This window comes from Streptomyces sp. NPDC127197, from assembly GCF_042672405.1.
Classification (GTDB): Bacteria; Actinomycetota; Actinomycetes; order Streptomycetales; family Streptomycetaceae; genus Streptomyces; species Streptomyces flavusporus.
The window spans coordinates 1-14,708 of sequence record NZ_JBHXVG010000008.1 but is presented as its reverse complement, the minus strand read 5'-3'; the positions used below and the strand labels follow the sequence as shown (position 1 = coordinate 14,708).

Annotated in this window: 11 protein-coding genes; 3 read left to right on the top strand and 8 right to left on the bottom strand. The window is 70.2% G+C overall.

The features are described from left to right. The first annotated feature begins 123 nt into the window (after positions 1 to 123). Positions 124 to 5,529, top strand: a complete 5,406-nt coding sequence (pulA, locus tag ACFVJQ_RS14705) for a pullulanase-type alpha-1,6-glucosidase (protein ID WP_385783873.1) — start codon at positions 124 to 126, stop codon at positions 5,527 to 5,529. Between the two features lie 48 nt (positions 5,530 to 5,577). Next, positions 5,578 to 5,934 carry a 5-carboxymethyl-2-hydroxymuconate Delta-isomerase gene (locus tag ACFVJQ_RS14700; RefSeq protein WP_385783870.1) on the top strand — a complete coding sequence of 119 codons (357 nt, stop codon included), beginning with the start codon at positions 5,578 to 5,580 and terminating at the stop codon, positions 5,932 to 5,934. Between the two features lie 7 nt (positions 5,935 to 5,941). Here the strand turns inward: ACFVJQ_RS14700 and ACFVJQ_RS14695 are convergent, their stop codons facing one another. The 3 genes from ACFVJQ_RS14695 to ACFVJQ_RS14685 form a co-directional block, all read right to left on the bottom strand. After that, positions 5,942 to 6,637, bottom strand: coding sequence for a TetR/AcrR family transcriptional regulator (locus tag ACFVJQ_RS14695; protein WP_385783866.1), 696 nt, complete (start codon positions 6,635 to 6,637; stop codon positions 5,942 to 5,944). A 70-nt stretch (positions 6,638 to 6,707) separates the two neighbouring features. Continuing rightward, positions 6,708 to 8,654, bottom strand: a complete 1,947-nt coding sequence (locus tag ACFVJQ_RS14690) for a hypothetical protein (protein ID WP_385783863.1) — start codon at positions 8,652 to 8,654, stop codon at positions 6,708 to 6,710. Between the two features lie 48 nt (positions 8,655 to 8,702). After that, a complete protein-coding gene (locus ACFVJQ_RS14685) occupies positions 8,703 to 9,203 on the bottom strand; it encodes a tetratricopeptide repeat protein (protein ID WP_385783860.1) in 501 nt (166 codons plus the stop codon). A 117-nt stretch (positions 9,204 to 9,320) separates the two neighbouring features. On the opposite strand from ACFVJQ_RS14685, the gene ACFVJQ_RS14680 reads away from it, so the two are divergent. After that, complete coding sequence (locus ACFVJQ_RS14680) at positions 9,321 to 9,764, top strand: hypothetical protein (RefSeq protein WP_385511829.1); 444 nt, start codon at positions 9,321 to 9,323, stop codon at positions 9,762 to 9,764. 71 nt (positions 9,765 to 9,835) lie between these two features. On the opposite strand, the gene ACFVJQ_RS14675 is transcribed toward ACFVJQ_RS14680, so the two are convergent. The 5 genes from ACFVJQ_RS14675 to ACFVJQ_RS14655 all read right to left on the bottom strand — a co-directional run bounded on the left by ACFVJQ_RS14675 (position 9,836) and on the right by ACFVJQ_RS14655 (position 14,521). Further along, positions 9,836 to 11,392: a DUF1996 domain-containing protein gene (locus ACFVJQ_RS14675; RefSeq protein WP_385783857.1), complete on the bottom strand. Its 1,557-nt coding sequence runs from the start codon at positions 11,390 to 11,392 to the stop codon at positions 9,836 to 9,838. 215 nt (positions 11,393 to 11,607) lie between these two features. After that, a complete protein-coding gene (locus ACFVJQ_RS14670) occupies positions 11,608 to 12,621 on the bottom strand; it encodes an SDR family oxidoreductase (protein WP_385783854.1) in 1,014 nt (337 codons plus the stop codon). Positions 12,622 to 12,719: 98 nt separating this feature from the next. Beyond that, positions 12,720 to 13,310: a winged helix-turn-helix domain-containing protein gene (locus ACFVJQ_RS14665; RefSeq protein WP_385511823.1), complete on the bottom strand. Its 591-nt coding sequence runs from the start codon at positions 13,308 to 13,310 to the stop codon at positions 12,720 to 12,722. Positions 13,311 to 13,390: 80 nt separating this feature from the next. Beyond that, positions 13,391 to 13,513: a hypothetical protein gene (locus ACFVJQ_RS14660; protein ID WP_385783851.1), complete on the bottom strand. Its 123-nt coding sequence runs from the start codon at positions 13,511 to 13,513 to the stop codon at positions 13,391 to 13,393. An 87-nt stretch (positions 13,514 to 13,600) separates the two neighbouring features. Beyond that, entirely contained in the window at positions 13,601 to 14,521 is a 921-nt protein-coding gene (locus ACFVJQ_RS14655) for a DUF6891 domain-containing protein (RefSeq protein WP_385783848.1), read from the bottom strand. Positions 14,522 to 14,708 lie beyond the last annotated feature (187 nt).

Sequence of the window (14,708 nt, the reverse complement as noted above, 5' to 3'; positions counted from 1 at the left end):
CACAACTCTTGCTGTAAGGCTTTCGTCAGCGATACGGTCGCGCCGGCGCCCGGCGATGATGCCGTGCCGCGGCGCAGGGGTCGGAACCCGCAATCGAGCCGTAATCGCAAGGAGTTCACGCCTGTGATACCGAGATGGCCGGCGCCCCGCACGCGCCGTACCGCCCATGCCAGACGGGTCGCGGCCGTCACCGTGGCCGCGCTCGCCGCAGCGCTCGTCCAGCCCCTCGCCGCCCGGGCCGACACCCCGCCCCCGCCTCCGTCCGACGCGGCCCTGGCGAAGACCGCCGCCCGCCACGACCTCACCCGCGAGCAGTTCTACTTCGTACTGCCGGATCGATTCGCCAACGGGGACGCGGCCAACGACCGCGGCGGGCTCACCGGTTCACGCCTCACCACCGGCTACGACCCCACCGACAAGGGCTTCTACCAGGGCGGCGATCTCAAGGGCCTGACAAAGAAGCTCGACTACATCAAGGGCCTCGGCACCACCGCCATCTGGCTCGCCCCGATCTTCAAGAACCAGCCCGTGCAGGGGGAGGGCAACAATGCCTCCGCCGGGTACCACGGTTACTGGATCACCGACTTCACCCAGGTCGACCCGCACTTCGGCACCAACAAGGACCTCGAAACCCTCATCTCCAAGGCGCACGCCAAGGGCATGAAGGTCTTCTTCGACGTCATCACCAACCACACGGCCGACGTCGTCGACTACGAGGAGAAGTCCTACGACTACCTCTCCAAGGGTGCCTTCCCGTACCTGACGAAGAACGGCGAGCCCTTCGACGACGCCGACTACGCCGACGGCAGGCGGGACTTCCCGAAGACCGACGCCGGCTCCTTCCCGCGCACCCCTGTCGTCGCCGACGCCAAGCAGGACGTCAAGGTCCCGTCCTGGCTCAACGACCCGACGATGTACCACAACCGCGGTGACTCCACCTGGGCCGGCGAGTCGACCACATACGGCGACTTCTCCGGTCTCGACGACCTGTGGACCGAGCGTCCCGAGGTCGTCGAGGGCATGGAGAAGATCTACCAGCGGTGGGTCAGGGACTTCGGCATCGACGGCTTCCGCATCGACACCGTGAAGCACGTCAACATGGAGTTCTGGACCCAGTGGGCGACGGCACTGGATGCCTACGCCGCCCGGCAGGGACGCGACGACTTCTTCATGTTCGGTGAGGTGTACTCCGCCGACACCTCGGTCACTTCCCCGTACGTCACACAGGGCCGCCTGGACTCCACGCTGGACTTCCCCTTCCAGGACGCGGCCCGCGCGTACGCCTCCCAGGGCGCCGGCGCGAAGAAGCTGGCGGCGGTCTTCGGTGACGACTACAAGTACACGACCGACAAGGCCAACGCGTACGAGCAGGTCACCTTCCTCGGCAACCACGACATGGGCCGCATCGGCACCTTCCTCAAGCAGGACAACGCGGGCGCGAGCGACGCCGAACTGCTGAAGAAGGCGCGGCTCGCCAACGAGCTGATGTTCCTCAGCCGGGGCAACCCGGTGATCTACTACGGCGACGAGCAGGGCTTCACCGGCGCGGGCGGTGACAAGGACGCCCGTCAGACGATGTTCGCGTCCCGCACGGCCGACTACCTGGACGACGACCAGCTCGGCACCGACCGCACCCACGCGAGCGACGCCTACGATGCGGAAGCACCGCTCTACCGGCAGATCAGTGCTCTCGCCAAGCTGCGCACCCGGCACCCCGCCCTCGCCGACGGCATCCAGACCGAGCGGTACGCCGCCGACGGCGCCGGGATCTACGCGTTCTCCCGTACGGACGCCGCCACCGGCACCGAGTACCTCGTCGCCTTCAACAACGCCGACGAGGCGAAGACGGCCACCTTCCCGACGGGTTCGGCCGACATGACGTACCGGGGCATCCATGGCACCGACGCGTCCGTGACCTCCGCGGTCGACGACAAGAAGGTCACGCTCACCGTCCCGGCCGGTTCGGCGGTCGTCCTCAAGGCCGCGGGCCCGCTCGCCAAGCCCGCCGCCAAGCCGGCCATCACCCTCCAGGCTCCCGCCCCCGGCGCCACCGGCACCGTGGAGCTCACGGCAGACGTCGACGGCGGCCGGCTCAACCGTGTCGTCTTCGCCGCCCAGACCGGCACCGGCAAGTGGCGCACCCTCGGCTCCGCCGACCACGCCCCCTACAAGGTCACCCACACCATCGGCAAGGACGTGCCCCCGGGCACCGCCCTGCGCTACAAGGCCGTCGTCATCGACTCCACCGGCCGCACCGCGAGCGCCACAGCCACCAGCACCACCGGCACCCCACCCACCGAGGCGCTCCCCACCGCCTCCTCCCGCGACTACGCGATCGTCCACTACAACCGCCCCGACGGGAACTACGCCGACTGGGGCCTGTACGCCTGGGGCGATCTCGCCGACGGCGAGTCCACCACCTGGCCGGACAGCCACCCCTTCACCGGCCGCGACGCCTACGGCGCCTTCGCCTACGTCAAGCTGAAGCCCGGCGCCTCGAACGTCGGCTTCCTGGTCATCGACAAGGACGGCAACAAGGACGTCTCCGCCGACCGCACGATCGATGTGACCAAGACCGGCGAGGTCTGGATCGAGCAGGGCAAGGAGGCCGTACGGACGGAACGCCCGGAGTATCCGGCGCAGGACACGACCAAGGCCGTCCTCCACTACCACCGCGCCGACGGGAACTACGACGGCTGGGGCATGCACGTCTGGAGCGGCGCCGCCGACCCCACCGAGTGGTCGAAGCCCCTGATGCCGGTGAAGACTGACTCTTATGGCGCGGTCTTCGAGGTACCGCTCACCGAGGGTGCCACCAGCCTCAGCTACATCATCCACAAGGGCGACGAGAAGGACCTCTCCGCCGACCAGGCGCTCGACCTCAAGGCGAACGGCCACGAGGTGTGGCTCTTGAACGGCCAGGAGAAGTACCTGCTGCCGCAGCCGGCGGGCAGCGCCGCCGCCCTCGACCTGACCACCTCCAAGGCGGTCTGGATCGACCGGAACACGGTCGCCTGGAACGCCTCCGACGCGGCCGCCTCCACCCAGCTGCGGTACAGCCGGGACGGCTCGATCGCCGTGAAGGACGGCGCGCTGACCAGCAACGACGAGAGGTGGCTCCGTCTCTCCAAGACCACCCTCACCGACGCCCAGAAGGCGAAGTTCCCGCACCTGAAGGACCACACCGCCTGGTCCGTCGACCCCCGGGACCGCGACCGGGTCCGCGAGGCCCTGCGCGGCCAGGTCGTCGCCTCCCAGCGCGCCGCCAACGGTGCCGTCCTGGCCGCGACCGGCGTGCAGATCGCCGGCGTACTCGACGATCTGTACGACGCGACGAAGACCGAGCTCGGGCCGACGTTCCACAAGGGCCGTCCGACGCTGGCCGTCTGGGCACCCACAGCACAGTCGGTCAAGCTCGAAATCGGTGACTCCACCGTCGCCATGAAGCGGAACGACACCACCGGCGTCTGGTCCGTCACCGGCCCCAAGTCCTGGAAGAACAAGCCGTATCGGTACGTCGTCGAGGTCTGGGCACCCAGCGTCCGCAAGGTCGTCACCAACAAGGTCACCGACCCCTACTCGGTCGCCCTCGCCGCGAACTCCGAGCGCAGCCTGGTCGTCGACCTCGAAGACAGGTCCCTGGCGCCGAGCGGCTGGTCCTCGTACGCCAAGCCCGAGGCCGTACCGCTGAAGGACGCCCAGATCCAGGAGCTGCACATCCGGGACTTCTCGGTCGAGGACAAGACGGCCAAGGACCCGGGCACCTACCTTGCCTTCACCGACAAGGCGAGCGACGGTTCCCGGCACCTGCGTGAGCTGGCCGAGGCGGGCACGTCGTACGTCCATCTCCTGCCCGCCTTCGACATCGCCACCATCCCGGAGAAGAAGTCCGACCAGGCGACCGTCGACTGCGACCTCGCCTCCCTCCCGGCCGACTCCGGCAAGCAGCAGGAGTGCGTGGCGAAGATCGCCGCGAAGGACGCCTACAACTGGGGCTACGACCCGTACCACTACACGGTCCCCGAGGGCTCGTACGCCACCGACCCGGACGGTACGGCCCGTACGGTCGAGTTCCGCAAGATGGTCAAGGCGCTGAACGAGGACGGCCTCAGGGTCGTCATGGACGTCGTCTACAACCACACGGCGGCGAGCGGGCAGGAGCGGACGTCCGTCCTGGACCGGATCGTGCCCGGCTACTACCACCGGCTCCTCGCGGACGGCTCGGTCGCCACCAGCACCTGCTGCGCCAACACCGCCACCGAGAACGCCATGATGGGCAAGCTGGTCGTCGACTCGGTGGTCACCTGGGCCAAGGAGTACAAGGTCGACGGCTTCCGCTTCGACCTCATGGGCCACCACCCGAAGGCCAACATCCTCGCCGTCCGCAAGGCCCTCGACGCGCTGACCCTGGAGAAGGACGGCGTCGACGGCAAGAAGATCATCCTCTACGGCGAGGGCTGGAACTTCGGCGAGATCGCCGACGACGCCCGCTTCGAGCAGGCCACGCAGAGCAACATGGCGGGAACCGGTGTCGCGACCTTCTCCGACCGCGCCCGCGACGCCGTCCGCGGCGGTGGCCCGTTCGACGAGGACCCCGGCGTCCAGGGCTTTGCGTCCGGGCTGTACAACGAGCCCAACTCCTCGGCGAACAACGGCAGTCCGGCCGAACAGAAGGCCCGCCTTCTGCACTACCAGGACCTGATCAAGGTGGGCCTGTCCGGCAACCTCGCCGACTTCACCTTCACCGACACCAGCGGCAAGGAGGTCAAGGGCTCCGAGGTCGACTACAACGGCGCCCCCGCCGGCTACGCGGCCGTCCCCGGCGACGCCCTCGCCTACGCCGACGCCCACGACAACGAGACCCTGTTCGACGCCCTGGCCTACAAGCTCCCGGCATCGGCGAGCGCGGACGACCGGGCCCGGATGCAGGTCCTGGCGACGGCCACGGCCACCCTCTCGCAGGGGCCGTCCCTCTCCCAGGCCGGCACCGACCTGCTGCGCTCCAAGTCCCTGGACCGCAACTCCTATGACAGCGGCGACTGGTTCAACGCCATCCACTGGAACTGCGCCGACGGCAACGGCTTCGGCCGCGGACTGCCGATGGCGGCCGACAACGAGCCCAAGTGGCCCTACGCCAAGCCTCTGTTGAGCACGGTCGGCGTCGGCTGCACGCAGATCGAGGGTGCTTCGGCGGCGTACCGGGACCTGCTGAGGATCCGTACGACGGAGAGCGCCTTCTCCCTCGACACCGCCGATCAGGTCCAGTCACGGCTCTCCTTCCCGCTGTCCGGCAAGGACGAGACGCCGGGCGTGATCACCATGCGGCTCGGTGACCTGGTCGTCGTGTTCAACGCCACGCCGGAGCGGCAGGAGCAGCGCATCGAGGCGACAGAAGGGGTGAAGTACCGGCTGCACCCGGTACAGGCGAGGGGCGCGGACCCGGTCGTGAAGGACGCGACCCACACGGCGGGATCGGGCACCTTCACGGTCCCGGCCCGCACGGTCGCCGTCTTCTCTCAGGCGGGCTGACGGCGCTGCGGTTAGGGTGCTCCTGTCCGTCGTAGAACAGGAGCACCCATGCCGCAGATCACCGTCGACTACTCCGCACAGCTCGCGGACGGCTTCGACCGGCCCGCCTTCGCGCGGGCCCTGCACACCACGGTGGTCGAGATCGCGGCCGCGAAGCCGCCGGCGTGCAAGACGCAGTTCCGGCGGACCGAGGACACCACGGTCGGGGAGGACACCCAGGGGCACGCGGTCGTCCATGTGACGCTGGGGCTGCTGGCCGGCCGCACGGACGAGACCAAGGTCCGGCTCACCGAGGCCGTACTCGACCTGCTGCGACAGCACATCAAGCCCGCCGAGGGCCTCGTCCTGCACGCGTCGGCCGAGGTACGCGACCTCGACCCGTCGTACCGGAAGTTCGACCTCTGAGACAGGCCTAGGACGCCAGCGAGACCAGCCGGGCCACCAGGTCGCCGAACGGACCGTCGCCCGGCTCGTCCTTGAGGACGCGGCGCATCAGCGTCGCCAGCTCCTCGTCGTGGGCGGCGCCGACGGCGGCCAGTGCGGCGAAGTCGTGCACGAGCTGCACCTCCAGCTGGGCGCGCGGGATGCGCCGACCGTCCAGCCAGATCAGCGCCGTCGACTCGGCGAGCGAGATCCAGGAGCGGACGACCAGTTCCAGCCGCGCGGGCGCCGGCTCCTCGACCCCGAGGTGCGCAACGATCTGGTCATACGCGGCCTGCCGTACCGCATCGATGAGTGCGTTCGTCGTCGAGGAGCCAACCGCCGGGCCGCCGCGCATCAACGCCGAGAAACCGGGGCCGTGCTGGTCGACGAAGTCGAAGAACCGGCGCATCACGCGCAGCAGTCGCGCCCCCAGCGGACCCTCGTGCGGCTCCACGAACCGGCCCGCCAGATCGTCCGCCGCACGCCTCAACGCGGCCTCGTACAGGCTGAGTTTGCCGGGAAAGTAGTGGTAGACCAGCGGGCGCGAGATGCCTGCGGCCGACGCTATCTCGTCGATGGAGACCTCATCCGGAGAGCGGCGGCTGAACAGTTCGAGGGCGACGCCGATCAACTGCTGCCGCCGCTCCTCGACACCCATCCTGCGGCGAACCACCCCGGTAGACATACGAACACCTTACCGATCGGATCCAGCCTCGAACGGACAGGACCGGCCAGGGGTGTTCATATGCGTCCTGTCAGCGCAGGCCGCTGATCGACCGCCCGTCCGTCAGGGTCGCCTTCAGCTCGGCCTGAGTGCCCTTCTTGGCGGGTACGGCCAACAGGTTGCCCTGCGCGGTCTGTTCCACTCCGCCGGTCGTGCTGATCGACGCGGTGTCGCGGCTGCCCGCCGCCAGGAGATACCAGGAACCCGCCTCGGACTTCCACAGCACGCCCGCCAGCACATGGGGATCGCGTGCCCCGCACGCCGGTACGTTCTCGGCCTTCGCGGCGACCGCCCCGTACGTCCCGCCCGGCGTGTGGAACTGCGCCAGCGTCCGCTCGCCGCCGCCCCGCCAGGTCTCCGCGCGCGTGCACACCCACGCCGCCGTGCCGCTCGCGTCGGGCAGCGGCTGCTCGGCGTACTGCCAGGCGTTCACCGACCGCACCCCCTGCCCGCGCACCGCGAACAGCGAACAGGCGAACGGCGCCCAGGTGCGCAGCGACTCCGCCCCGGCCGCGTCGTGCGTCCTGCCCGGCCGCCCGGTGGTGAGGCGGGCCGGCACCAGTTCGCCCAGGTCCGTCATCAGCCGCGTACCGGAGTCGTCGGTGATCTGCAGGACGTTCCACGATGCGCAGGAGCCGGCCTTGGTCGCGGGGCTGGCCAGCGGAGAGGTGATTCCGTCGGTGATCGTGAGGTCCATCGCGCCGGAGCTCGGTTTCAGCAGGTCCCGCTCGGCCACCTTCGTCACCCAGGGCGCCGTCAGATAGCGGACGTTGCCGTCGGTGCGGTCCAGGACCACGGCGTTCGCCTCGGCCCCGGTGGCGCCGTCGGTGCGGGCGAAGTCGAGGGCGGCGCCGGCAGTGCCGTCCTTCGGCTCGGCGTAGCGGGCGATGCGCAGACCGTCGTGGAGGAGCACCACGCGCGCGTTGTCGACGTTCCCCGCGTACAGCAGCTGGGGCGGGCCGGCCGGGCCGCCGGACGGGGTGCCGGGGGTGGTCGAGACCTGGACGGTCTCGCCGGGGCGTGCCCAGACGGCGAGCGCACGACGCAGCAGCGCCCGGTCGCCGGTGAGGTCGCCGCGCGCGGGCCAGACGGAGAAGTCCGTGCGGGCGGAGGACCGCCAGGCGGTGGGGGAGACCTTCGTCAGCCTGCTGGGGTCGAGGGCTGCCTCGGCCGCCGGGTTCTGCGCGTACGACGGGGCCGCGGCGCCGTCGGGGCCCCAGCCGTCGCCGGGCAGGCCGAGCAGCGCCCCGCTCACGGCGAGGGCCGCCGCGGCGGCGAGCGCGGCCTTCGTGCGCTGGCGGCGGCGCATCAGGTCGGTGGGCCGGGCCTGGAGCGAGCAGGGGTCGAACTCGGGGGAGTCGAGCAGCGCGTACTGCGCGGGTACGGCGTCGGCCTCGCCCAGTGCCGCCTCCGGATCGTCGACGCCGGCGGCCGTCAGCAACCGGTGCACATCGGGGTCGGCCAGCCGCTCCAGGCCGCGCAGGACGTAGGCGGCGCGGGCGGGGGCGGACAGGGCGGACAGCCGCTGGTCCAGGGCAAGTTCGTCGGCGCCGCCGGAGCGCGGGAAGAGCTTGAGGCCCCACACCTGGGGGAGCAGTGGCGGCAGCTGGGAGCGCTTGGGCCACGCCTTGCGCCGCAGCGGCAGGGCCGCCTCCAGCGCCGTCCGCAGGACCTGGAGGCGGACGAAGGCGTAGCCCGGGTCGGCTTCCCGGCCCTGGCTCGTGGACCGGCCCGTGGACTGGGCCGGGATCACGGAGGCCGAAGCCCGGCCGCGTGGCAGGGCGCGCTGGGTGAGGGAGTGCGCGGTCAGGACGCGCCGGTTGCGGCCCAGGCTCGGTGGCAGTACCAGGTAGGCGAGGCGGACGAGGCGTGGATAGTGCTCGACGAGCGCGGCCTCGGCCTGCTCGACGTCGACCACCGGGTCGGTGGGGGCGGCTGGTGCGGAGCTCTGGCGCTGGGCGACATCCTGTGACTGCACGTTCAGCAGAACGAGCGAATCGGCGCTTGGTCACCGCCACCCGATGCGTCAGTCCTGGGGCTCGACCAGGGCGCGGGCGTAGTTCGCCATCGACCGCTGGTAGCGCGGCAGATGGGGCGCGAGGGCGCCCAGGACGAGGGACAGGCCCTCGCGATCACGCCCGAGACTCGACAGGCACAGGGCGAGCGTGGCCCGTACCGCATCGTCCAACTCGTCGGAGGGTGCGTCCAGTTCGGGCGTCAGCAGCTTGACGCCCTCCTCCGGCTGCCCGATGTTCCTGAGCGAGCTGGACAGCTGGATCTTCGCCCGTCGGCCACGGTAGCCGTCGAGCCCGCGCGCCAGCGCCTCCCGGTACAGGGGGACCGCCTTGTCCGAGTGGCCCGTCGAGTCCCAGGTGCAGGCCTGCTCGAACGGCCCGAGGGGACTGCCCTCGGGCAGTTCGGCGACGAGCGCGTCGATCACGGCGCGGAAGTCGGCCGCTCGGTCGTCCGTGTAGTCGTCGAAGGTGGCCCAGGCCGCGGCCACTCGGTCTTCCCAGTCCTGGTTCACCGGCCCACCTTCGCACAGCCGTACGCGCGGAAGTATCGGTTTGAGCGCTGAGCGGGCCGCAGCCGTATCGAACTGAGGCGCATGTGTGCCTGCTCCAAGACCGGACCGGAGGAACAGATGAGGTTGACCCGACCGATGCTCGCCCTGAGCGGCGCCGTGGCGGTGCTGGCCCTGGCGGGCTGCGGCTCCGACGGCGACCAGGCGGCCGTACCGGAGACGGCGACCGGCAGCCTGGAGCACCTCGCCGCCGAGGTGAAGTGCGAGCCGAACATGACGACGGACGCCGACGAGATCCGCCAGGCCGTCTGCAAGAACACCGACGGCAGGTTCGTCCTCGCGACTTTCGCCACCGACCGCGGCCAGCGCGAGTGGCTGAACGGGGCGAAGGACTACGGCGGCTACTACCTCGTCGGCCGCAAGTGGGTCGCCGTCGGTGAGGAGAAGACGGTCACGGCGCTGCAGGGCAGGCTCGGCGGGACCATGGAGGAGGGGTCCGAGCACATGAATCCCGGTGGCAGTCACAACAGCGGCGGTCACAGCAGTGGCAGCCACAACGGCTGACCGCGAAAGTCCGGAGGCAGACGAAAGCCGGCGGTGGGAATTCCCACCGCCGGCTTCCTACTGGGTCAGGACTACTGGCAGTCCTCGCCGTTGTTGATGCAGTCGACCATCTCGTTCATCAGGTCCTCGTCGAAGAAGTTGATGAAGTCGTTGTGGTCGGTGATCGGCTTGTGCAGCTGCTCCGGGAAGGAGTCGATCGCGAACGCGTTCGCCACCTGTCCGTTCTCGATCTGCGGGGCCGGGATGTCGTAGACCAGCCGGACCTGCAGCTGGGGGATGGCCTGGAAACCGTTCGAGCAGGTGCCGTCCGCCTCCACGAAGTCCACGTGGGTGCGGTGGTTGGCGCTGTCGATGTTCTGGCCGTCCCAGCAGCTCTGGAAGTTGGACGTCCGCACCACGCTGCTGCCCTCGGGGCAGATCGGGTACTTGTCCGTCACCTGCCGGTCCTCGAAGCCGGTGCAGCTCCAGGAGGTGTTGGCGTTGTTCAGGCCGTTGGTGAAGGACTTGGCGTCACCCGTGATGATGCGCAGGGCCGTCGGCATCGCGACGACATCGCTCGTCCGGTTGCCGACGAACTTCAGCTCGGCCTCGCTCGGCTCGACGATCTTGCCGACGTTGCCGTCCTGACCGCCACCGGGCTGGCCCTGGTCGATGTCCTGCGTACCGTCCTGCAGACGGATCACCGGCCAGAAGTACGACGACTTGTCGCCCTGGTTCTGGCAGCTGGTGTCGCCGTTCGCCAGGTCCTCGTCGCTCGCGAAGGCGTTGTTGGCCTGGTTGCCGACGTAGTCGTGCTGGTGCTGGGCGCCGTTGCTGACACCCGGCGCGACGATCACGTTGTCGGAGTTGCGGTTCTCGTTCTCGTTGGTACCGCAGTTCGTGGTGAAGCTGCCGGTCGAACCGCTGTCTCCGTTCGCTGCCAGGCCGTTGGGCAGGTTGCGGGAGTTGGGCTGGACGTCCTCGATGTTGATGAAGTCGTCCGCCACGGGGCCGTTGCCGGCCTGACCGCCGTTGCCCTGGTCCTGGCCGTTGTCCTGGCCGCCGTCACCCTGGTCCTGGCCGCCGTCCTGGCCCTGGTCCTGACCGTCGTTGTTCTGGTCCTGGTCCTGGCCGTCGTTGTTCTGGTCCTGGCCGTCACCGTCGTTGGGCTGGGGCTGTTCGGCCGGGACGCCCTGGCACTGGGCGAACTGGTCGAGACCCTGCGGAGCCTTACCGCCCGCCCGGTTGATGTTGATGCCGATCCGGTCGAGGGTGGCCACCCGCTTGGACTTCAGCGGGCCGAGGATGGCGTTGTCGACGTAACTGGCGTCCCCCGCCTGGGCCTGACGCGTCTCCGCGAGACGCGTGTAGGCATCCGTGATCTGCCTGTCGAGCAGCGCCAGTTCCTTGGCGACGCCTTGGCGCGCGCTCTCCGGCACGTTCGTCAGCTTCTGGCCGACGTCCGGGCAGTTGATCGTCGCGACCTGGGCGGCCGTGGACTTCGTCTGGTTCCACCCATCCTCGTCCTCATGTGCCGAGGCATAGAAGTTGGCCCATACCAGCCCGCCCCCACCGAGCGCTAGGGCCGCCGATGCGGCAATGGCCTTGGTGGCCAGCGGCGTACGGCGTTTTCTTGTGTTGCGTCCCATGGAACTCCTCTGACTTCCTTGCGGGGCAGCATCGAGGCGCCCGACAGGAGTGAAGCGGCTCCCTTCCATACGGAGGTCGTCCCACCGGTGTTCAGACGGATCAGAAATTGATGAGAGATCCGCGAGACAATTCAGACCCAACTACCCCAGGAACATCGGGAGTTGTGGTGATCTCACATGAAGTGTTCGAGCCGGGTGGTGGATTTCGTGGAGTTTCAGCGACCCTGATCCGGACGGCCGGTCGCGAGGACCTTCGCCTCCACCTCCGGATCGAGGCCCACCGGCGGCCGGTCCGGGCGCTGCGGGGCGGCGCCGCCGAGGCCCTGCAGCCAGCTCCATGTGTCGGCCACGGTCTCCGTGACCGGCCGGCAGCGCAGCCCCCTCGCCAGCGCCCGGGACACGTCCGCGCCGTGCAGGGCGTCGTGCAGCTCGCTCCCCGGCGGCACCCACACCGGCAACTGGCTCCACGGCTCGATACCCGCCTCCAGCACCACCTCGGGGTCGGTCCAGCGCAGCTCGGCCGCCGCGCCGGTCACCTGCACGCAGGCCTCGAGCAGCTCACCCGTCGTGGTGAGGCCCCGGGGGCCGATCAGGTTGTACGGCCCGCTGAGCTCCTGCTCCACCCCGTCCAGGATCCACTCGGCGAGATCGCGGACGTCGATGTACTGGAGGGGCAGCTCCCGGGGGCCCGGCGCCAGCACGGGGCCGCCGCGGGCGATGCGGGTCAGCCACCAGGGGAGCCGGCCGATGTTCTCGTACGGCCCGAGCAACAGCCCGGCTCGCACCAGCAGCGAGCGCTCCGCACCGAAGGCCTCGACGGCGGCCAGCTCGGCGCCGCGCTTGTCGCGGGCGTAGTCCGTGTGGCCGGCGTCGGGCTCGGCGCCCTCGACCAGGGGCGCGTCCTCGGTGTAGCCGGCGGGCGGGGCCCAGGCGTACACCGAGCAGCTCGACACGTACACATACCGCCCGGCGCGGCCCCGCAGCAGCCGCGCCGCGTCCCGCACCGCGAGCGGCGCCGCCGACCAGGTGTCGACCACGGCGTCCCATGCGCCGTCCGCGACGGCGGCGAGCCCGTCGGGCGCGGTGCGGTCACCGTGCAGCGACCGCACCCCGGCCGGGGCCGCGTGCCGTCCCCGGTGGAACACGGTCACGTCCCAGCCACGCCCGAGCGCCGCCTCCACGACGGCCCGTCCCGCGAACTCCGTACCACCCAGCATCAGCAGTCTCATGCCGGTGACTGTGCCCGGGGGAGCGGCGGAAGGGAACGGGGTTCTGCCGACAGCAGACGCCCCGGCTCAGATGACGCCGACCCGCCGTCGGCAGGCCGTCAACTACCGGTCGGCGGCGCGTACTTGTAGCCGACCCGGCGGATCGTGTGGATCGCCTGCCGGTGCTCGGGGCCCAGCTTGCGGCGCAGTCGGGCGATGTGGACGTCGACGGTGCGGCCGTCGCCCACATGGCCGTAGCCCCACACCGTGGTGACCAGCTGGTCCCGGGTGTGCACCCGGTGCGGGTGCGCCACCAGGTGAGCGAGCAGCTCGAACTCCAGGTACGTGAGGTCGAGCTCCCGCCCGGCCACCTCCGCGGTGCGCTGCAGGGCGTCGACACGGATGAGCGGTTCGGTGTCGGTGGCGGTGTTGTCGGGGGCGTCCGGCCGCGGTTCGTCGGGTACCGCCACCGGCGGGAACGGCGGCTGCTGATCGGCCGGCACGAGCACCAGGTAGCCGACCATGGGCGGGCGGCCCGGCAGGTCGGGCAGGGTGTGCTGCGGAGCGGGCAGCCAGGTGGCACCCGGCGGCAGGAACTCCGCGACATCGAGCACCTCGTCCCTCTCGACGGCACGCAGTCGGTGCCGCGGGCTGCCGGGAGCAGGGGCGGTGTTCAGGGAACGGGACAGGGAAGCAGGGATGGTCGCCATGCGAGGTCAGCTCTTTCGCGCGAGAAGTCCGACGGGGACGTACGTCGTGTCGCGCTGGCCGAAGGCCGGTGTGTACGGCGTCAGCGGGCCGGCGCGGTCAGCGCGCGGCAACACAGCCGGTCGAAGTCGTGGTGCTGACGGGAAGGCCAGAAGGGCTCGAGGTCACGGCGACCCGTCGCGGAGTGCTTCTGGAAGCTGGCCATGGCCCCATTGAAGCAGACACCCGCCAGGAACCGGACCCTCCTCTCACACCTCGGACGTCCGTCGGCCGGAACTCGATGCCGTTTCCCTCATCCCTCCAGCCGCTTGTGCCAGTTCAGCGGCGTGACGGTGATCGCCCGGCCCGGATCGCCGTCCCACTGGGCGGACAGCCCGGCCGCGTCCAGCGCCCGGGCGACCTCACGCCCCACGGACCCGGTCGTCTCCTCCGACTCGTCGAAACCGCCGTAGTAGAGCGCGAGCCCGTACCCGTCCGCGGCGGACTCCGTGCCCTGCTGGTGGAAGAAGACGAAGCCACGCGCGCCCTCCCGCTCGGCGCCTATCTCGGCCATGCCGCAGCCCCGGCAACACGCGAAGTTCTCCCGGGCGGTGATGCCCTTGGCCTCCAGCGCCTCGAAGGCACGCGTGAGTCGCTCCGGGTCGGTGACGCCCTCCCAGGTCTCCTGCTCGGCCAGCCGCTCCAGCCACAGCCGGTCGACCATGCGCCACGCCTGCGCCCTCGACACCGGCCGCTCGTCCCCGTCGACCAGGTAGTCCTCGGCGATCTCGGCCAGCTCCTTGCGCGAGTCGTAGCCGCAGCGCAGCCGCAGCCGCACCTGCTCCTCGACCTTCTCCCGCACCTCGTCCGGCAGCTCGGGAACCTCCTCGCGCGGCGCCGGCTCGATCGGCTCCCACGCCACGCCGGCGCCCCAGCCGTCTCTCTGCCGCGCCCAGCCCGTCAGAAGGTCGGCGACGCGCTCCGGCTCGCCGAGGTTCGTACCGAAGAACCCGTCCCCGCCCGCGCGGTGCTCGAGCCGGTAGTCCCCGCCCTCCTCGTGCCACACCTGCGCGAACACATCCGGGACGTCCGGTATCCGCTGCACCACCAGGAAGCGGTCCCCGGCGCCGCCGATGCGCTCCACCAGCTCCCGCAGCTGCGCCGCCGAAAGCCGCGCATGCGTCTGCCAGTTCTCCGTCTCGACCTTGATGCCAAGGCCCCCGTCGATCTCCATGCCCCAACGATGACACGCACCACTGACAACGCCCCGACGAAAAGAAGAAGGGCGCCCGCCAACACGGCGGGCGCCCATCGACATCGAGCGTGTGGATAAGACCTGGCCCAGTCTCGTATAAACAACAGACGCAGCCGACGACAAAGCAAGTGTAGTTATCGGGGGGGGGCGGGTGATTAAAAAAGGG